This is a genomic window from Microbulbifer maximicatervae (SeqCode) (genome assembly GCF_052467305.1).
Map to the genome: position 1 here is coordinate 1,437,585 of NZ_CP174306.1, position 19,995 is coordinate 1,457,579.

14 protein-coding genes and 2 pseudogenes are annotated in these 19,995 nt (G+C 43.5%); 4 read left to right on the forward strand and 12 right to left on the reverse strand.

The window, feature by feature from the left end; genetic code table 11:
* Positions 1-139: 139 nt before the first annotated feature.
* The 4 genes from ahr to ACJJI4_RS06690 all read left to right on the forward strand — a co-directional run bounded on the left by ahr (position 140) and on the right by ACJJI4_RS06690 (position 4,637).
* On the forward strand, positions 140-1,159 hold the full coding sequence (gene ahr, locus ACJJI4_RS06675; protein ID WP_444927490.1) for an NADPH-dependent aldehyde reductase Ahr: 1,020 nt from the start codon (positions 140-142) through the stop codon (positions 1,157-1,159).
* A gap of 730 nt (positions 1,160-1,889) precedes the next feature.
* The gene (locus ACJJI4_RS06680) at positions 1,890-2,915 is read left to right on the forward strand and encodes an alpha/beta fold hydrolase (protein ID WP_444927491.1); all 1,026 of its coding nucleotides are present in this window, start codon (positions 1,890-1,892) and stop codon (positions 2,913-2,915) included.
* Positions 2,915-4,003 carry a sensor histidine kinase gene (locus ACJJI4_RS06685; protein WP_444927492.1) on the forward strand — a complete coding sequence of 363 codons (1,089 nt, stop codon included), beginning with the start codon at positions 2,915-2,917 and terminating at the stop codon, positions 4,001-4,003. Before ACJJI4_RS06680 ends, ACJJI4_RS06685 begins: the two co-directional genes overlap by 1 nt.
* A 16-nt stretch (positions 4,004-4,019) precedes the next feature.
* Positions 4,020-4,637, forward strand: a complete 618-nt coding sequence (locus ACJJI4_RS06690) for a response regulator (protein WP_444927493.1) — start codon at positions 4,020-4,022, stop codon at positions 4,635-4,637.
* A gap of 201 nt (positions 4,638-4,838) precedes the next feature.
* Here ACJJI4_RS06690 and ACJJI4_RS06695 read toward each other — a convergent pair whose 3' ends face one another.
* From ACJJI4_RS06695 to ACJJI4_RS06750, 12 genes and pseudogenes are all read right to left on the reverse strand, one after another.
* Positions 4,839-6,815 (reverse strand): NHL repeat-containing protein, encoded by a 1,977-nt coding sequence (locus ACJJI4_RS06695; RefSeq protein WP_444927494.1) that lies wholly within the window; start codon positions 6,813-6,815, stop codon positions 4,839-4,841.
* A 435-nt stretch (positions 6,816-7,250) separates the two neighbouring features.
* Positions 7,251-7,549, reverse strand: a pseudogene (locus ACJJI4_RS06700) (DDE-type integrase/transposase/recombinase); the annotation flags it as partial.
* 573 nt (positions 7,550-8,122) lie between these two features.
* Positions 8,123-9,616, reverse strand: a complete 1,494-nt coding sequence (locus ACJJI4_RS06705; protein ID WP_444927495.1) for a lytic polysaccharide monooxygenase — start codon at positions 9,614-9,616, stop codon at positions 8,123-8,125.
* A 947-nt stretch (positions 9,617-10,563) separates the two neighbouring features.
* Positions 10,564-10,950 carry a hypothetical protein gene (locus tag ACJJI4_RS06710; protein WP_444927496.1) on the reverse strand — a complete coding sequence of 129 codons (387 nt, stop codon included), beginning with the start codon at positions 10,948-10,950 and terminating at the stop codon, positions 10,564-10,566.
* Between the two features lie 223 nt (positions 10,951-11,173).
* Positions 11,174-11,824 carry a porin family protein gene (locus ACJJI4_RS06715; RefSeq protein WP_444927497.1) on the reverse strand — a complete coding sequence of 217 codons (651 nt, stop codon included), beginning with the start codon at positions 11,822-11,824 and terminating at the stop codon, positions 11,174-11,176.
* Positions 11,825-12,104: 280 nt separating this feature from the next.
* Positions 12,105-12,305, reverse strand: a complete 201-nt coding sequence (locus ACJJI4_RS06720) for a hypothetical protein (protein ID WP_444927498.1) — start codon at positions 12,303-12,305, stop codon at positions 12,105-12,107.
* Positions 12,306-12,380: 75 nt separating this feature from the next.
* Positions 12,381-12,905 carry a hypothetical protein gene (locus ACJJI4_RS06725; protein ID WP_444927499.1) on the reverse strand — a complete coding sequence of 175 codons (525 nt, stop codon included), beginning with the start codon at positions 12,903-12,905 and terminating at the stop codon, positions 12,381-12,383.
* A gap of 550 nt (positions 12,906-13,455) precedes the next feature.
* Positions 13,456-13,998, reverse strand: coding sequence for an IS3 family transposase (locus ACJJI4_RS06730; protein WP_444928220.1), 543 nt, complete (start codon positions 13,996-13,998; stop codon positions 13,456-13,458).
* Positions 13,999-14,179: 181 nt separating this feature from the next.
* Entirely contained in the window at positions 14,180-15,208 is a 1,029-nt protein-coding gene (locus ACJJI4_RS06735) for a TonB-dependent receptor plug domain-containing protein (RefSeq protein ID WP_444927500.1), read from the reverse strand.
* A 707-nt stretch (positions 15,209-15,915) separates the two neighbouring features.
* On the reverse strand, positions 15,916-16,494 hold the full coding sequence (locus ACJJI4_RS06740) for a hypothetical protein (RefSeq protein WP_444927501.1): 579 nt from the start codon (positions 16,492-16,494) through the stop codon (positions 15,916-15,918).
* Positions 16,495-16,966: 472 nt separating this feature from the next.
* Positions 16,967-17,416 (reverse strand): annotated as a pseudogene (locus tag ACJJI4_RS06745) (DUF4291 domain-containing protein).
* A gap of 146 nt (positions 17,417-17,562) precedes the next feature.
* A complete protein-coding gene (locus ACJJI4_RS06750; protein WP_444927502.1) occupies positions 17,563-19,800 on the reverse strand; it encodes a M12 family metallopeptidase in 2,238 nt (745 codons plus the stop codon).
* Positions 19,801-19,995: the final 195 nt, after the last annotated feature.

Here is a 19,995-nt window from a genome sequence, read left to right on the forward strand (position 1 = left end):
AATTATTCAGAGGCTCCCTGGATAGTAGGGCCACTAGTTTCTAGAAAATAAAATTGTAAGGGTGTAATAAAGTCTACAGCTGAATGGCGTCTAAACTTTTAAGGTCATTTGTGATTTCCTTTTCTTCAAGGAGCCCGCCATGCCTACTGCATCAACTATTAATGCCTATGCAGTCCTAGAGGCCGGCGGTCCATTTAAGACTTATCAAATTGCAGCAGGAGAGCTGGGTGCAACAGAGGTTGAACTGGAAATCATGTACTGTGGTATCTGCCAAAGTGACTTGAGCATGATTGAAAATGAATGGGGTATTGGACAGTATCCCATGGTTGCCGGCCACGAAGTCATCGGCCGTGTCACCGCGATGGGGGAGCAAGTAGCTCATCTTAAAAAGGGCACGGTGGTTGGGTTGGGGTGGAATTCAGGCTACTGTGAAACATGCCATACTTGCCGAATTGGTGACCTCAACTTATGTAGAGAGGCAAAGTTCACCATACTCACCAATGGAGGCTTTGCCGATAAAGCCAGGGCGGACATGAGTAGCCTGGTTGTTATCCCTGATGGTGTGGATTATGCATCAGCCGGCCCCCTTTTATGTGCGGGTATTACCGTATTCAATCCATTGGTCCAATTTGATATCAAACCCACTGACAAAGTGGCTGTGATTGGTATTGGTGGCTTGGGCCATCTTGCCTTGAAGTTTTTCAATGCCTGGGGCTGTGAAGTTACCGCGTTTACATCCAGTGAGGAAAAACGTAAAGAAGCCTTAGCTCTGGGTGCTCATAAAACACTGAACTCCCGTGATCCCGCAGAGATTCAAGCGGCGGCAATGAGCTTTGATTTTATTCTGTCGACTGTGAATGTCAGTCTTGATTGGGATCTATATATCCAGGCTCTGAAACCAAAAGGGCGCTTACACTTTGTTGGAGCTGTAACTAATCCAATACAATTTACTCTATTTCCCTTGTTATTCGGACAGCGTTCAATTTCAGCATCTCCTGTCGGCAGTCCTGGTACGATCGAAACTATGCTTGATTTTGTGGCGCATCATAAGATTAAACCTGAGATAGAGATTTTCCCAATGAGCCAGATAGAAGCGGCATTTGAGCATTTGAAATCTGGTAAGGCTAAGTATCGGATTGTTTTGTCGCAGGAAGGGTAGGGGGCTATTGTGTTCATACCATGATGTCAAAGAAAAGAGCGTCCAAAGTCCTATTGTTTTAAATCCTAAGCAAGTATCCACAAGTCTAGATAGAAATAGATACAAGTAACAATAATAATCCAAATGCTAGGGTGCAGCGTCCAAAAAGACATAGCGGTAACAAGTGCGAGTTAAAAAGGTGTCTTCCAGCCTCAAGTATTCTTTTTTTCTAATTAGCTTGTCAAAAGTGTGTGTTTTTTGATCTGGTTGATATCAAAGGATTCAGACATGAGAAGTTAGCTGTACATTTTCTCATGTTTTACTTTTAGGTGTCTTTTCTGATGCTCTATATTAAAAAGTTATCGCAGAAAAAAATAAGATCGTGAGGGGTACTAGTAAAGCAGCTTCGTGCACTATTTACTCTGTTTGGTCTTATAGATGTTAAATCTTGACTAGCAGCTATTATCTTAAAGCGATTTTAGGCAAGTTTGTGTACCTTTAGATTTCTGCTGAGCGATACTAGAAGCTATTAGCTGCAGGTAACCTTAGCCTCCCATAATGAAGGATTAACTCCAATATATGTACATTTACTGTCCAGCAGTTGTGACTAGACTGTTTAATCATCAACAAAAGATGACAAGTGTCATATAAATTTGATGACAGAAATGACTTACCCAATTTCCGCTATTACCTGATATTACATATAAATATTATTTCTGCACCGGTGTTACGGTGTTTATGGAGGCTTACATTGATCAAGAAAGTTTCTTTAATCGTTGGCGCGATAGTATTCCTTCTGGTGGTAGTCTGTACTATTTGGGTCCTTACAACGCCCCCGCTACCCAAGGATATCCAGAAACAGCTAAATCTGAGTCTTGAGAAACCACTACCTGAACTGATCTCAGGTCAGAGCGGATATGTTCGCTCAGGGAGCCTTAAAATTTGGTATCAGCTAAAAAACCCAGAGGGGATACCTGTTCGTGGCACAGTGTTACTGATAAACGGTATGGGCTCTTCTTCTTTGTATTGGCCATCTGAAGTCTATGAGCCACTCTTAGCTGCTGGCTATCAAGTACTACTCACCGATCATCGTGGCTGCGGTGCCTCGAGTTGGGTTACCAACTGGACTAAGGAGACTGCTTACGACCTTTCCGACATGATGCGCGATAACCTTGCGGTTATGGACTCCCTGGGGATTAAGCAAGTTCATGTTATGGGCGCCTCAATGGGAGGGATGATTGCGCAAGAAATGGCCCTGCAATACCCCAATCGCTTGAAAAGCCTTACTTCAATCATGTCCTCAGGTTTTCTCGAAGACCCCGAGTTACCCCAGGGAAAAACCTTCAGATACAATATGCTTCGGCTATTTCTTCGCTATGGACTCAGTGGCTCCGATGAGGGTATGGCTAAGTTGATGGTAAGTACTTATCACAGTCTTCAGGGGCAGGGAGGCTTTGATGTTGAACATATTGCACACACTACTCTCTACGAACTACGTCATAGGCAAGGATTTGATCCTAATCTGCCAGTTCAGCAATTTACAGCAATCTCTCTTTCTGGCTCGCGGTTAGAGCGATTGGAGGACTTAGAGGTCCCCACTATGGTTATTCACGGTGATAGAGATCCCCTGTTAAGTATTGCTCAGGCCAAAAAGTATGCAGCTCGCATTCCTGGTGCTAAAACATTGTGGGTAGAAGGTATGGGCCATGCCATGGCACCTGTATATGTGAAAGAATGGATGGAGCATGAAGTACAATTTTTGGAAGCTAATAACTAATGCCGACATATCACTATTTACAAAGGTTCTATAGTTTCCCTGGGAATCTGAGAGGTGCCCTGAAATTAGTACCTTATTTTCAAATCCTTATATACTTGCCCTTTATTTTTCATACTTTTAGTGAAATTGCTTTTGGGGTGGTAGTTATTTGCCACTTGCTTCTCTTTCCTTTGTTCTTCCTCGTATTTTGGTGCAAAGGAACCAAAGTTATTGGTATTGTCCTGGCGTTAAACCTTTTAGGTGTTATCACTTCTTTCTATTCACTTGCAGGTATCGGTTTCTTTGCCTTTGCAGCTGCAGCTTGCTCGGCGTACAGGCAACTCTATGCATCTATTATTTTACTGTGTGTTGTTACTTTTTCTTATTTGAGTACTGCCTACTTAACTGGACAATCACTATATGCTGTTTTGACGGGACTATTTTTTACAGCTATCAACGGCCTGAACTTTCTATTTCAACTGAGAAAGTACTTATCTAACCTGGTTATTAAACAAAGCCAAAAGGAAATTTCCTCTATGGCAAAGACTTCTGAGCGTAAGCGTATCGCGCAAGATTTGCACGATTCCCTCGGTCAGAGTCTCACGAGTATCACTTTAAAGGCGGAGCTTGCCGAACGGCTTCTCGAAGTTGATCCAGCAACGGCACTGCAGCATATTCTTGATATTAAAAAAATCTCCAGAACAGCGATTACCGAGGTTCGAGAAACTGTATCGAATTATAAAATCAGTACACTGGCCAATGAGCTGGCGAGTTCAAAGTTTGCGCTGGAATCAGTGAATATTACCTGTATACATCATATCGAGGCCACAGAAATACCCCCTCAGGTTGACAATACATTGGCAATGACTATTCGCGAAGCCACCACGAATATTCTACGTCACAGCCAAGCGAGCATGTGTGAAGTTTCGCTGTGGCTTGATAAGCAACTACTTTCTCTACATGTTTGTGATAATGGAAAGGCTGTGGGAAAGGTATCTATGGGGCATGGCCTCAGCGGTATGAGCGATCGCTGGAATCAGCTTGGAGGCAGTTTGAAAATACAATTCCAAGGTGGTTGTCATATTTACGCCACAATTCCCCTTAAATAAGTAGTTGTATAAAATAATGATTAAAGTACTTTTAGTTGAAGATCAAGCGATGGTGCTCGGTGCATTGAGAGCATTACTTGACTTGGAGAAAGATATTCGGGTCGTCGCAACTGCGAGCAATGGGCGAGAGGCCCTTGAGATTTGCGATAATTGCAGCCCGGATTTGGTAGTTAGTGATATAGAAATGCCTGGGATGACAGGTCTTGAACTCGCAGAGCAATTACAGCGCCTTATAAATCCTCCCAAGGTTGTGATGCTGACAACTTTCTCAAGGAGTGGCTATATTCGTCGCGCACTCAATGCAGGGGTTAACGGCTACCTTCTTAAAGATGCTCCGCCGAGCCAGCTCGCAAGCTGTATCCGTCAAGTTTCAGCAGGTAAAACCGTGGTAGCTCCTGAATTAGTGCAGCAAGCACTCAAATGTGGGGACAATCCGCTCTCCACTAAAGAGCAGAAGATTCTCCAGCTCGCATATACTGGGAAAACTACTGAGGAAATTGCACGAGAAATTTCACTCTCCGCGGGTACTATTCGAAATTATATCCATAGCAGCTGTCAAAAATTGAATGTCAGCAATAGAGTTGAAGCGGCACGCTTGGCCCAAAATTATGGTTGGATAGGGCCTACTGAATAACTTAAAATCGATTGTTCCAATAGTATAAAATCGTGGGGCTGGTAAGCGCTTGAGTTGGTTTTTTTGTATTTCTTTGTGTTTTTTCTAGATCGTATATTTGTTTAAGATATTCATATGAGCGGAGTTAGCTATTAAGGTATACATTGAAAATGGCTGTATATATCCCTTACGGATTATACAGCCATTTGTTAAGCGATGTTTTTATCTAGATTTAAAGATCAGAATTCGATGATTTCCAGAGTCAGTAACAAATAAGTTGTCTTTATATCCAAAAATTCCTGTTGGTTCCTTTAAAGTCGAAGCAGTAGGTGATTCAGGTTCATCAGGATAGCTAATACCGTTTTGGTTGGCATCATTTGGCTTGAAGCTTACAAAGTCAGCTTGTCCAAGCACTGTGTCTGCTGGGGCGAAATTGCTGGTTGGCCAATTATTCCAGACTAAAACTCTATTGTTCTTCGCGTCGACAACAAAGAGTTGAATGCCATTTGACCAGATGCCAGTTTCTGGACGATTTAGGGTCTTACTATTTACTGGCCATTCAGTACCGTCCACATCGGGTAGTTCAATATTCCTTTCGCTGAATGAGGGTTGTCCGAGAACAATATCAGCAGGCGCAAAACTGCTGGTAGGAAAATTATTCCAAAGAAGAATTCGGTTATTTCCATTGTCAATAATGGCCAGCTTTTCTCCGTCACTCCAAACATCTGTTGGATCGTATAGGGTGCTTGCTGATAGTTGATATGATATACCACTTTGGTCTACATCGTTTGGATCACAGTTTTCTAACCCTGACTGACCAACAAGGAGATCCGGGGAGGTATAACTACTTTCAGGAATTTGGCTCCATATTAACACCCTGGAATTAGCTGCATCAGTAACCAATATTTTGCCATCAGTAACGGTGGCTCCCCAGTTAATCCAAAGTCCCAGGCTTCTACAGGGGGAGATGTCATAATCTCCAATATTTAAAGTCAGTGTAGGCGCTGCTCCTGCTCCGGATACCACACTATCGTAAATAGAAATATGCCTTTCCCGGTATTGAGAAATTAGCAGGTGCTCTCCATCAAAACTAATGTCTGAGGGACCGAATAATTCTTGTTCCGGGTTTGATAAGGCCAGAGTGTCCAGTCCGTCCTTGCCTATTACTGCATTTGCAGGTGAGCCATTTGTAATAGGAATTGAATTGAAAACTAAGACGCGATTGGACGAAGTATCTGATATAAATAGTTTCCCCTCATCATCGATACTGACATCACCGGATGGCTGAAAGGCAAAATTTTTAGCATTTATTCCCAAATCTGTGCTGGAGAAGCTATCTTGCCCTATAACGACCTGTGCGGGATCAAAATTCTCAAAGTAAAAGGGAACAGTAAAGCTATTCTCATAAGTGATCATTGGAATCCCTACAAGATCGTCTATATCAATCTGAATGCTACGATCTTGAGCTGATTTCCAGCCATCTACAGAACTAATCGTTAAGGTATCATTGGGTATATTTGTTTTTGACCAGTTGATTGTATAGTCATCTTCTACGAGAGTACCAGATAGGGCAAGACTCTCGATATCCATGGTCTCAGAGAAGAGGACATTGATCGTGTCATCTTTTTCCAGGCGAGTGATATCTGGCTCGAAGCTAGTAATGGAAGGGGAGAGCGTATCAATATAGTAGGTGGCAGTTAGCGCTTCGATATCATAGCCGGAATCATCTGTGGCGTTAACTGTTAGGGAGTAGTTCGAAGAGTTGGTCCAGTCTCCCCTGGGATGTAATATAAGCGTATCTTCATCGAGTTGAGAAAGTTCACCGGCCTCTCCCATGCTTCCAGATATGACAATGTTGTCGATCAGAATAGATTCGCTAAAATCTAAATAGATTTCCTTATTTTTGCCAATAGTACTGCCGCTTAAAGGTGTAAAACTAACTGTGAAGCGCGAGCTGCCAGCATCGGGGTCATCCGTTGGAGGTGTAGTGGTATCTCCATCTCCATCTCCATCTCCATCTCCAGATCCACTCCCGGAACCATTCCCTGTCCCATTTCCAGAGCCACTCCCACCTCTACTAACTGGTTCGCTTTCAGAATTACTATTCGCTGACTTGTTACTTCCAGAACCACCTCCGCATCCAGAGAGCAGAGCAGTAACTGCAAGGCATATAATTAATTTTTGAGAATTCACTTTCATACATACTTCCCCATTAACAACAAAGGTTAACCTTCTAGCATTTAAATTAATGTTATTGCTAGAAAACTAATTCTAAATTATCTATGTGAACATTGCCTGAATAAGAAGGTTAAGATTTTTCAAAGAAATACACAGAGGTACTTGATATATTTTACCGAGAGTTCTGATTTGTATGTAAGAAAAAATAGGAATGGGTAGTCATTACCATTTTCCATCTTACCTAGAAATAAGTAGAATAGTGATCTGGCAGAAAGTAAGGTTTATTTGGCTCTAATAGAGGTTGCTGTAAAATACACATGCAACTTTGTCTTCGATGAGAAGTACTTTTGATCTTTATTTTGTTGAGCTGTAGAGGGTTTGATAGGCAGCTAGAAGTGCAAGAGATAGCAGGTATTACTATTTGAAAGTGGCAATTTTTGATCCTAGCCATCAACAGCGGATACCATGGATTAGTTCTGCTTTAAGTGAGTGGAAAAAGGTAGCTGCAAAGGCGTTATCGTAGTAATTACCCTTGGCGCTCATACTGTACCGCAGATCATACGCTGTAATTAAAGATTGATAATTCCTAGAGCAATACTGAATTCTCCTGTCAGTATGCAGGAGAATATTCGTAGGCTTCTTACATCTCCATATAGTCATTTGAATAGCGTCATAAGTTAGCCATCCGTTTTCGACGTTACCCAACCAATTACTAGCCGACTATATAGGTCGATCACTACTGCTAGATATAACCAATCCTTTCGTGATTCGGTGCACCAGAAAACCAGTATACCAACAGATTGAAGAGAGGTGCTAGAGGTGAAGCAGGTGCTCTCTCAGACTGTTTGTTTTCTAAGGTGTAATGAAAGTATCAAGAAATCAGAATTTCAGTTTTAGGTGAAAACTGGAAGTAATGATGGTGGTGATGGAGTGGAGTTAGCAGTGCGCTAAAGAAAGGTTGCGTCGACAGTCCTTATGCTGTGTACCCAGCGCTTATCGCGCTCACTGCAAGCATGTCGTACAGCCTCTTCAGCGCTTACATTATCTTTATAGTGGCTTTCAAAATTTCGATTGAGATTGAATCAGTATTTTGATGGAATTTCCAGCTGCTGGAGAATAGGGGAGTATTCTCAGTAAAGGCGCCGCGCTTTCTGGGATCTAAATGTTGACTACTCTAGTCCACAAGCTCCAAATGATGATCCAGTTGAAGGGTAACTCTTTTGGGGTGAGTTTCTATAATGAGAGGCCTCAAGATTATTGAGGCCTTTTTAATAAGCGCTAGCAGATAATTTTCTACTAGCTACTTGTTTTGGTTGGTGACCTTTAACTTAACGCCAAACACCCCATTGGCCGGTTGTACCCGGCTCCTCGCCCCTTGTCCACCATCCGGCAGTCCATGTTTCACCATTGTGGCTAACGATATCACCTGCAGTGTAGATTTGGTTGCTATCCCAAGCTTGAATACTGGGATCTGTGGGATCTGTGGGATCTGTGGGATCTGTGGTAGTTGATGGTTCAACAGTAAATGAGTAGATCTCATCATCAACAGCAGAGTCACCGCTTACGGTTAACTTGAAACTTAATTCATGCTGTTCATTTGTTAAGCTTGACGTGTCGATAACCAGTGCACCACTGGGCCCGGTTGCGGTTTCAGCAGGGCTTCCACTTACCTGTGACCATTCCGTATTATTGATATTTCCGGCACTTTCTCCCGATGAAAGTACCACTAAATCCCCATGCTCTACTCTAGCTATATCAAGCGGTTTTAAAACCTTAGGTGTGATAGTGGCGATTAACTCACTTCCGTTGCTTGTAATAGTGATTTGACCGGAGGCACGTGAGTCTTTGGAGTTGAAGTAGTTACCATGTAAATCACCCTGGAAGTACATGTAATGATTCATTTCTTCATGCCAGCGACCAATAAAAACATTTCCATTGTGGTTTGATTGGTACCAGCCGGTGACTTGAGAAGCTAAAAGCCTGTCCCAGTCATTCTTATTATCCTCGGTAATTGCCAGCGAAAATGATGAGTGTTCCTCACCATTTTTATTGAATACCGTATAATTGACGGTGTCCCCCACATTAACCGAATCTATACTAATGTCTTCTGGAATAAAGGTGTTGCCTTGAATCAGGTGCGGCTGTGTGGTGCCGGGATCAGGTTCGCTAGGCGGTTCAACATCAGTATTTACAATAGTGATATCACTACAGTTGTAGAAGCCTTCACCAACTGGGTCTACTCGCTGCCAACGTACAAATAAAATTGCATTACCTACCCTGTCTTCTGGAATGGTGACATTCATGCGATATTGACCATTGACGACAGGTACGTCCCCTTCCTCCTGGATAAGCTCAAGGTCATCCCATGCCAGTGGTTGTGATAGGTCTGCATCCGCTTTCGTAAGGTAAAACTCCCAAAAAGATGGATTGTGTGGCGCTGTTGCCTGGAATACGTATTCGAATGTTCCAGCATTAACTTCTACACGGGACCAGGCATCAGTTGCTGCTCCCATCCCTTTTTTCTGCGAATCATTTGCATAGCAAAGAGTTCCATCAGGAATGGCACTTTTTACAGCGGCAGAATTATTGTAGTCAGGGATGTTAATAGAGAATTCGTTGTGTTGTTGGAAAGGATAAGATCCAGAAATGGATTTTGCCAGGGCACAGCCTGGATTGGATGGTGTTCCAGACCAGATATTGCCTTGATCATAGCAAATTTTTTGCCTGGCTTTTGGAAATTCAGACCAGCCGTGAGCGTGTACTTGTAAGCTGAAAGGTATCAGCAACATTGTCGCAAGCGCGCTTTTTTTTCTTAAAAGCATAAGGTTACTCCTGGTTTACATTATTCTCGTCGATTTATTTAGAACGACTGGAATATTAAGTTCAATTTCCTGGTGAATACTGTGAAATAAGTTGGTGTTTGAGAATGCCGGCCATTCTTTCCTTGTCACCAGGATCAAAAAATTCAGTTAGTAAATAAATATTTACCCCTTAAAAATTGCTAATAAGACAGACCTTTCATGTGAATAGGGGTTCCATGCCATACATGAATTAGCATGTTTTACTGAAATTTACCTTTCTATTGATCAATGGTTGCTTGAGCGGTGGGCCAAAAAATGAGGTCATTTTTGATATTTTGTGACAGTGTGATGACTGTCAAAGAAAGTAAAACATGAAGAGCGGTATAAAAGCTTGAAGTTTATGTGCTAAATACAGGGGCCACGGGTTAATATGAAAACGCAAAATATATACGAGCCTCATTAGCTTGCCTAAATAGTATTGGAGTAGGAAGGTTTTCTAGGCTAGCTCTGAAAAATCGCATCGGTAGTGGGAGGTTTTGTCTCATAGCAGCATAGACTATTGCAAAGTAAATTTATTGCACTTTCGATGGTCTAGTCTCTATCTATTCTTTAAGTGAATGTTAATTTATTTGGGTGGAGCTGATAGGGGATTAGGCGGGAATAGGGGAGTGATAATGACAAACCAATAATTGAGAAGCTTCGGCCTTCAAATATGTAGCGGGCAAAAATTGAACTGTAATTATTTTTTCAATCTATTTGCTTGTTGTATCAGATAAATCGGTCAATAAGTTAATACTGTAGGCTTCAATAGATTCAGGTGCTAGAACTGGTTTGCACATGTCTTTGTGCTTATTTTGTAGACATTGAGTCTCAGGTGGAGTTTATCAGCTGTAGTAGTTCAGACTTGACCTGACAGAGTACCTCCTGAAAAACCAGTAACTGTCAGATCAAGTCTGAACTACTACACATTATAGGTTCCAGTCGAAACCCTGGTGATATTCACGCCCTCGTAGCGGGCCGTAGATAAAGGCTGCGTCGTAGGCACCACTGGCATTCCAGAATAAAGGGCTCTCACCTTCCTCAACCTGGGTGTAATCTGTCAGGTTGTTTCCGCCCAGATACAGGCTCAGGTTTTCAGTGACGTCAAAGGTTAATTTAAGATCTATTGTCCAATAGGCGTCTGCGCTTCTGCTTTTTAAAGTGGAGTCGCACAACTGATTGAAACCTTCGCAGCCAAATTCATCCAAGTCCTGGGAGCCCACCCAGGTAGCGCTGGCGTATAGCATCCAGTAATCGGCTTTGTAATCCAGATTGAATAGTGCACGCTGCTCTACTGAAGCAATGCCAACACTCAATTTGGTGGGTGTCCGGAACTGTTGCTATTGGGATAATCTTCGCCAAGGCTTCACTATAATAGGAACTGGCGCTATACGCCTGGAATTTCCACAGAGCTATGCTGGAATGGGCCGCAGATGCGAGCGCATTGTAATGGTGACTCTAAAGTAGGGAAGGGGCCCCACAAAGGTGCGAGTACTTGTTTGGTGACTGCTTGTTTAGGAGCCCCTTTTGTTCAGCAACTTAGAAGCGGGTCTCTAGTGACAGGTGCAACCCACTTATTTCGAGGGTGCCGTTATCAATGTTCTTCCACTGTAGTTTGCCTGCGAAGCGATCGGTAAAATCATACTTCACGCCGAGGCCGTAGGCCAGGTCATAGTCTCTGTCGCTGGATCGGGTGACTATTTCGGGATATATAGAAACAGTTCCCGGTGAGAATCTGAGCTCGCTATCAATACTGGTATAGGCAAGTCCGAGGTAGGCGCTCATGGTAGCTCTGTCGATTATGGGGTAATGAAATACGGCATTAAGTTGTGCGCTATCTACTTGTATTTCTTCGTAGTTGTTGCTTAATGGGTTTTCATCGAGGCTATCGATAGATTTGTCATTTATTGACGCGAGGTTATAGGTGTAAGTATCAGCTGCCTTGTCATAGTGACTATATCCAGCTTCGACAGAAAAATACGGGTTTATCTGATAGCCAGCATAGATATCAATTGAATTGGATTGATCTTTAAATCGTTCCCCATCAATAAAATCTACAGATAGGTTACTTTTTCCCTCGAAATCTTGCTGGCCGTAACCAACCCCAAAATAGAAGGGGTTCTCCTCAGCAGTTGATAGAGTGGAAATTGCCAGAGCGGGAAGTAGTAAACATAGCTTTGAAATTTTCATGTTGATTTGGCTCTGTAGTGTAAAAAATTTTGTTTTTTCTTAAATGTCAAAATAGACAGGACCCATACTGGTTTTGAATGAGGGAGAGAGTCAAGGAGTTTTTTTATGGACTTAGCTTTTGTTGTTTTGAAAACAAGATAAAGAAAAATAGGTTTTATTTGATAGGTTTATGTCTTTTTTGTATCTTCTAGAAGATTGGCTTGTCCCTTAATTTATGCTAACCGCTAAATTTTTTATTGGTACGTTCGTGGGGTAGCTAGGCTCACATACAAAGATTTCTTTACTGTGAGCTGGTAAAGATATGTGGGGCGTGGATGCCTAACTTTACTTGCTTTCCCTTCACTCCTAATACTGCAATCAAGTCATTCGTATCAGTTCTTGGGTTTTCGCCAGTTTGTCGCTTTATGGTCAACCTGCTAGCTTCCTGCTGATTCTTGGGCGTGAGTAGGGAACAGCCGTTGAGGAAAAACCAGTTGCTCATTGGTGTGTCCGTTGTTGAAGGGAGGGATCAATCGACCGCTATCCGAGCGGAAAGTGTTGTGCGGTTGGGCCCGGCTCAGGACGTCACCACTGTGAGGGCCACAAGCGCGATCGTTGCCAGTGTCGCGAAGATGGCTATAACGGTCTGAAGCCAGTCGCGCTGGCACGTCTTGTCGATCCAGCCGGAGAACAGCATGAACGGAAGCACTAGCGCGAGTGCGCTGACATTAAGTAAATAGGCGACCACCGTGTTCGCCGGCGATGGCGTGTTGTCGAGATACGTACTCCATGACGGTAGATATTGGCCGGCGCCGGTCAGCATCGTCAGGGAGGCACATGCAAAGTTGCAATAGAAGCAGGCTATCGTTACTCCGCAAAAAAAACAGGCGTTGTACGAGTTGAACCGGAGAGACGGCCGGAGCATGACGAAAGCGAGCATGAACACGGCTTCGAGTAGACCGAGCGTGTGTGCCATGCCGGTGATCGACGCACCCGGAGCGCTGACAGGAATACCGATTAAGAGTCCGCCGAGAAAAAGAAGGCAGGCGCCCGCCATCATTACGGTCTGGTCGGCGGAGCGAAACAATGTCGACGTGGTCATTGCGGGCTGGACTTTCTAGCTGACATGGCAGTCATAGTTGAGCGCTGAGGCCGACACCAGCCGGGAGAACAGCTTTGGCATGTAGTGTCGCGCTCCAGTAAGCACCGTTGCCGATTGTTGTTACGTTGCGGACGACTATGAATGGCTACAGCTTAGGGGGCGTTGAGCTAAGACCCATGGTATGGATGTCTTTGCAGAAATGACTTGGTATTGCTGCCCCCCCCTGTATCCGGAAAGCCGCCCGAATACCCACCACCGGGACAAATATGTCGGTATTGTTGGGAAATGCTCTGCTCAATGTCTGTTGGCCCCCCTATGTTAAAGGGCACCGGAGTACATGTAGATTATATAGTGAGAGACCTTAAGAGTTGTCCATACGTCGGTGTTGTGGTCAAGTCCAACCGGACATCTCCTTAAGCACATTTCTCAAATTCGATAGGGGCTCAGAGTAGTATGTATTCTGCGTGAGTTGTAATAAGCAATATAGGCTCTCACATCGATTATGGCATACACCCTTGTTGCATGGGATTTCCCGTTAACCACTCCCATTTCAGGCCGCTAAAAAACATTCAGCTGGCGCGTTGTCCCAACAATTTCCCTTGCGGCTCATTGAGCATGCCATCCCATGCTGCTTGAACAGTACTTGGCCAGTACAACTGGCATACTGACTACCTTGATCAGAGTGATGTAAAAAGCCTTTTGGTGGTGTACGCAAATTGACAGCCATCAGAAACGCACGGCTTACCAAGGCAGTCTCCATCTGGCGATCTAGATGCCAACCAACAATCCGGCGCGAATAAAGATCAATCACTACCGCCAAGTACAACCGGCCCTGCACAGTCCAGATATACGTAAAGTCAGTCGTCCAAAATTGATTTTTAACACTCGGTGAGAATTCCATATTCAGAAGATTATCTGCAATCGGAAGTTGGTGTTTGCTATCTGTCGTCAGTGTAAATCGCTTCTTGCGTTTTACCGCCAAACCTAGCTTGTTAATGAGCCTACGCACTCGGTAGCACCCAATTTCAAAGCCTTCTTTAGGGTTTCTTTCTCCATCCGCAATTGCTTGATTTCGTGTCGCAACCGATCCAATTCAGCACGCTCGTGGGTATCCAGCGTCGCAGGTTGCTGGGAATGGTTCCTACAGCCTCTACGGACTTAGAAATCGAATACTCTTGCTCAGAGACTAGGGCTACGGGGTCTTTCTTAAATTTCGGCTTGAACTGCCGATGTGCACCTTCTTTTGTCATATTTAACCCCGCTTGGTAATTTTACTATCTTAGCGAAGTGTCCGGAAGTATTAGACCACTACAGCCGAAACTATCTTCGATGTAATTATCACTTTCCTCCCCTGCGACAGAGTCGGAGCGCATGGATTCATCGCGAAGATCGACACCAAAGGTGAGCATGTGCTGATCGTTAAGGATCAAATTGTTGCGCAGGTCGAAGTAGTTGAGTGTGTCTGTAGCGATGTAATCGAATCCTTCGTAGAAGGAGTCCTGCTTGTGCTCAGACCAGGCGACAGTAAACAGCGTGTTATAGGATTCACTGAATTCGTGGAGCCAGCTTGGGGAAATTTCACTGCGAGTAGTGGAGATCCATTCGGTGGTTTCCCAGGGTTTGCCAATGTATTGCTGCCGTACATCGTCGTCAACAAACAAGTGGTCAGATTCCACACCATCGTAGCCTTGCAGGACGGAATCAATGCTGTATCCCTGGGGGCCGCCAAAAATACTGGAGTCGGTATAGGCTGTGCGCAGTACCACGTTGTCCCGCTCACCCAGGTCATGGGAGAGGCGAACTACATAACTGGTGTTCTCTTGCAGTGGTGCATCGCTAACTCCGTTGTTATCATTGTCCATCTGGTGGTGTTTATCGTCCTGAATGACCAGTGATGTACGGGTGCGTTCATCATCGCTTACATAGCCGCCCATCATGCCTAGAAAATAGCTGTCGTTGTCCTCCATAGAGGCATTGATGTTGAGGCCGGTTTCCTCGACTTCCTTGGAAATGACATTGATGGTTCCGCCGATTGCTTCGGGTGCGAGCAGCGATGCTCCCGCACCTCGGGCCACTTCGATACGAGAGACACCTGTTGTGGCCAGTGCATCCACTGCGTAATAGCCAGCCATCATGGTGTGAAGGGGAACGCCGTCGGTGAGGATGGTGGAGTGCTCACCGCGCATACCGTTCAGCATTATTCGTTTAACCCCGCACATGGAGCACTCATTGGAAACCCGAACACCGGGGGACTTTTCAATGGCGTCAGTGAGGTTAACCGCCTGCAGGGATTTGCGAAACATGAGAGGACTTCCAGCAAGTAAACTGCTGAACATGATAATGATTCGCATTTGCGTAGCAAGTGAGCAAAGGTGGTAGTTTTGGTGCCCCTGGTGCCTACCTAGTTCGAATGGGAATACTTGCATGATGAGCTCTGCAGAAGCTCCTAAGCTTAAGAAGCTAGATTTCGAATAATGAGTGTGCTGGAAAGGGTTGGCTAAGGTGCTATTTGGTTGGATAGCGTTTTAAATAGGGATGAGTGATGAGCAGGAATTGTAATCGGCTGCCTAAATCGTATTTCATCTTCCTGCTATTGATTAACTTCATAGCAACTGAATAGTAATATGCAACTGCTCACTTAAACATACTGCCCCTGCCGTATAGTTAGGTTCTCACTACCCGTAAGGAATAGAGGGTTTTTGGGAGCATGAATCCAAAATCAAAGTAGAGAATGGATTTAATTGGAGAATACATTAAACTTAATAATTTATATGTTTTTCTTTGGTTGCCAAAGCAAAAAGCATTAATGCAGTTACAGATATCTATTGTCGATAGACGTCTGCATGCGAACAGAAGAACGACCTAATATATTTGTTTGCTTTTATCTAGAAATGGAAAAATATTGTCAACGCTCAACTTTATTTGATTACCACCTAGGGTGAGGGCAACTTACTTGAAGTCATTTTATTAGAGTAAGCGCCCATATTTTCAGTGAGAAAGTTATTTCATACTATTTATATTCAAGCTTAAGAGTCCCTGTAGGATGAACAGTTAAGGGTAAACTTAGTGGCACTGCTGCATTCGCGGCAAATATATATCCTGAAATCCTTCCCATTCTCTGGCCTGAATACTTTGAGGCGGCAACGATAATAAGCTTATGGGTTCCTGCATCAGAAAAAATTCCAGAAACCTGCCTGGTTTGTAATCCTGATTGACTCAGCTGGACTTCCTTTCCTGAGGGGCTAACTAGATATACCTCTGATAAAACTGCCCACTTGCGTACTCCCAGACAATCACATACGGCATGAACCATTAAAGAAAATGCTTGATCTTTTACCCCTTGAACTTCTACCACTTCAAAATAGTCAGTATGTTTATTTCTAGCTAGGCGAGGTGAGAAATCTTCTGATATCAAGATTTGCGGTGACTCTCCTTTATTTAAACTTAATATAGCTGGGACTTCTTTTGCGACTTCCTGTAAATCAGTATAGATTTTAGATATAGCTACTTGTCGTTGTTCTTTTATTAGCCCACACCCGGCCAGAAGAATGGCAAAAACAACTGAAGTCAAGCCTAAAAGCTTATTCACAATACTACTCTCTAAATAGAACGATAATTTTATGCGTGTTTTTTAAAAGCGTGGCGATTATACAAGATTAGGCTGAATATACACAGGATTTGGATGAATATAATAGCCTATAAATTGGCGATCTAGTAGAATTGTGATATGACGTCAATATTGAGTGTTTATATCACTATATTAGACCATGGGGTCTTTGTAGAAACCTGAATTAAATGTTTCTATGGCCTGTTTGAGAGAAAATAGGCTGGATAAATATATAGATTTCTATGGCATGCTTGACGATATACTCCATTTCTCGCTTTGATAGAAAAAGGCTGCTTTTTAGGGCTTAATAACATATGTAATTTTGTTTCTACTGACTATTGATAGGATACTCATATTCTGATGGAAGAAGTCTATTTGCTTCTTCTGTATTCCTCTCCATAAATAGCTTGTGAACTACTTGAGCATGCTCAGTGATATCAGTAATGTACTGAACCTAGTCGTTAACGTAAAGCATTACAGCTTTATTCGACAGCCCAATCTGAATAGCTCTGTGAGGAAGGGGTTCCAGATCTAAATTCCGTTCAGGGTCCCACTGAATACGGACAGGTGTAGTTCTCTTAGCTTCCAACTATGCTTCTTTCGTTGGGTATTGATCGGTTTGGTGGCTAAGTAGGCTATTCTGTAAGGCCCATTCAAATCCTTCTCTAGTGATATCTATCGCCAGAATGCGGTTTTGTCCGCTGTCTTTTTCTCCCCAACCCGAACGATACATCATCCATAGGAAAGAGGGCTTAATCCAGGTCATACGTTCCATTTTGAATGGTGGGGATACAAAAGTTCCGCTTTGTAGGGCGGAATCTGCAATGGCTGTGTTGTATGCTTGGTAGACGCGAATGGTGTGATTATTAAAGCTAGCGCGGATCTGGCGCGTGGGGATAGTCATTTCTTAACCTCTAAATACATACTGTAATGTTACAAGTGGTTAAGTTATTAGTAAAATTCTATGCAAATTTACTCCTCAAAAGGAGTAGTAGAGTCCGTTGATTTAACGAAGCTCTACTACCAAATTATTAGTTAATTATTCATGCTTCAATAATCAGCACTAATCCAAACATTTTCAAAGTCGGTATAACCATAGATGGTAATATACCAAGTGCCCGATTGAGGAGTGTTCAAATCAATGGATTCATAGTTGCCCCAGTTTTCAGAAGCGTAGTCGGCATTTGATTCAGTGGCGGGTTCACCGTGCTTGATGTAGAGGTCTGCATCACCAACGGAGTTGAATAGAGCTGCACCCGTAGCTACAGAAAGCTGGGTCGCTCCTTCAGGAACTGCAATCTTAAACTCTAATTGATCTCCTGCATGGCCATTCAGGTCAGAGATAATCTCGCCGGGGATTAAAAATTCATCAGTAGATGATTCAGTAAAAGAGCCGACCAGGGATACTTGATCGAAGTCTGAATAGCCGTGGAGCATGACATGCCAGATTCCGGGAGTTGGGTTTGCTATAGCAACGGACTCCTTATTACCACCTAAATAGGGCCGATAATCATAGACCGATTCAGTAGGTCTGCTAGCAAAACGAATATAGAGATCCGCATCGCCACTACCACCGGTTATCTCAAATGAAAGGTCGCTGGCATTTTCCGGTACTGTGATGGTGTAGAACAACGACTCTCCTGCACTGGCATTAAGACCGCTGACAGGTTTCTGATTAACCAGAATATTGTCGGACTGATCAGCCAGGGTTACCGTTGCCGTTAAATTTACACCCTCGAAGGAGCGTTCGATAGGAGACAGTAATATGTACCAGCGGCCGGTTTCTGGCGAAGTGACCTCAATACCTTCAATATTACCGCTATTTTCAGAACTGAAGTCAAAATCGGCTGTGGTAGGCTGGCGATTATAGGCCACGTACATATTCATTTCACCGCCCAGTTCATCGCCTGAATTGTCAGTAATAATTGTCAGGGTTTGAGCATTTTCGGGCACGTCGATATGGAATACTTTTTCGCCTTTGCTACTTAAATTCTCTCGTGTTTTTGATGGGATAAGAGTTAGCTCTGCCTCCTCATCACAAACTAATGAATTACCGCCTTTAGCGGGGCTGAAGCTAATGCTCCCTTCATTAAGATAAGAATCAATTAACTCAAGTGCCTCGCAGGAGTAGACATCGAGGAGGTTGTCCGTAACATCAATAGCGGTTAAGAAATGTCGATCCATTACCCATTCGAATTGCGCAGTATCCAAGTAGTTGCCGGCAATATTTAACGTTTCTAGACGTTTAGGTAATTCGGGTAATTCTGTGAGGTTTTCATTAACAGCGGTTAAGTGCTTTAAGTATCGGAATACGTGAATACCTTGCAGTGACTGGATTTCCCCGTTGCCTGGAGTGCGAATTTCTTCAATGTTTGCTGCTTCCAGGCTGTCGATCTCACCATCATTGTTTGTGTCGAAATAGGAGGTCAAATATGACTTGAATGCAGGGTCAGGAATATTAATATTGACCACGCCATAGTGGGATGCTGCTGCAACCTGGTCACCGCCGCCCAAGTCGATACGCTGGGCCATTATACGGCTGAAGTGCTCATAACCCGTTTTAGGGACAATAGTCTCTTGCCCATTAACCGAAAATGCACGTGATGGATAGTGCATTACAGACAGGAAGTCATAGTTACTGTAGTTGTGGGTTTGCCGTATATCAAAATTGTGGACATACTCGGGTTTAATATTGTCCTCAATAATTTCGACATATTCATCACGATCAGATCGCTGATGTTCATGCCTCATACCAATAACATGGCCCAATTCATGGACAATAATGTACTTGGTATCCCAGTTGTTCATGCTGAAGAATTGCCCGCCGCCAGTCTTTCCAACCATGGAGCGGTTTTCAGTTCCGTTTCTTACGTGAACGTAGTCTGATTGATCGGTGCGCCTTAAAAATTGTAAGTCCGCAATTTCTTCCCAGACTTTGGTGGCGTCGATAAAACGCTGTTGATTTTCTTCAGTGACACTATCGTAAAAGTCGTAATATATGATTCCATCAGGCCACTTATTCGCTGATATTTCAACAGCGGACATAATGCTAACTTGACCGGAATCCTCTTGAACTGGCTCCAGCATATCTCCGGTCAGCTGGTATAGTTTGCCATCAATAATTACTTGGCTCGATTTGGGTTGCTCTTCCAATTGAGCAAACTCATTGCCGGTGTAACTTGGTATCGTTATATCTACAGCCTGGCTGTATGCCATTGCAGACTGAAAAGTTAAAGTTAAAGTTAGGGTTGCTGAAATTCCCAGTGCGGTACTGGTAAATAGTTTCATTTTCATGTTCCTGCTTTGAAAATGTTTTTAAAGTTTTGCCAAACTTTTATCCATAAATAGTCGAGTAGGGGGCATGTCTGATTAACTCTGGCAACAAGTTAAATCAGGATGAATATGCCGCCGCGCGGGAGAATACCGATGTTTGGATTTGAGGTCGATAGGTGGTTTTAAGTTGATTCAGAATGCGAGATTTGC

Excerpts from the sequence above, each read along its gene's own strand:
- ACJJI4_RS06690 (WP_444927493.1), top strand. The coding sequence starts at position 4,020 with ATGATTAAAGTACTTTTAGTTGAAGATCAAGCGATGGTGCTCGGTGCA.
- ACJJI4_RS06715 (WP_444927497.1), bottom strand. The coding sequence starts at position 11,824 with ATGAAAATTTCAAAGCTATGTTTACTACTTCCCGCTCTGGCAATTTCC.
- ACJJI4_RS06725 (WP_444927499.1), bottom strand. The coding sequence starts at position 12,905 with ATGACCACGTCGACATTGTTTCGCTCCGCCGACCAGACCGTAATGATG.
- ACJJI4_RS06695 (WP_444927494.1), bottom strand. The coding sequence starts at position 6,815 with ATGAAAGTGAATTCTCAAAAATTAATTATATGCCTTGCAGTTACTGCT.
- ACJJI4_RS06750 (WP_444927502.1), bottom strand. The coding sequence starts at position 19,800 with ATGAAACTATTTACCAGTACCGCACTGGGAATTTCAGCAACCCTAACT.
- ACJJI4_RS06720 (WP_444927498.1), bottom strand. The coding sequence starts at position 12,305 with ATGAGCAACTGGTTTTTCCTCAACGGCTGTTCCCTACTCACGCCCAAG.
- ACJJI4_RS06685 (WP_444927492.1), top strand. The coding sequence starts at position 2,915 with ATGCCGACATATCACTATTTACAAAGGTTCTATAGTTTCCCTGGGAAT.
- ACJJI4_RS06705 (WP_444927495.1), bottom strand. The coding sequence starts at position 9,616 with ATGCTTTTAAGAAAAAAAAGCGCGCTTGCGACAATGTTGCTGATACCT.
- ahr (WP_444927490.1), top strand. The coding sequence starts at position 140 with ATGCCTACTGCATCAACTATTAATGCCTATGCAGTCCTAGAGGCCGGC.
- ACJJI4_RS06735 (WP_444927500.1), bottom strand. The coding sequence starts at position 15,208 with ATGTTTCGCAAATCCCTGCAGGCGGTTAACCTCACTGACGCCATTGAA.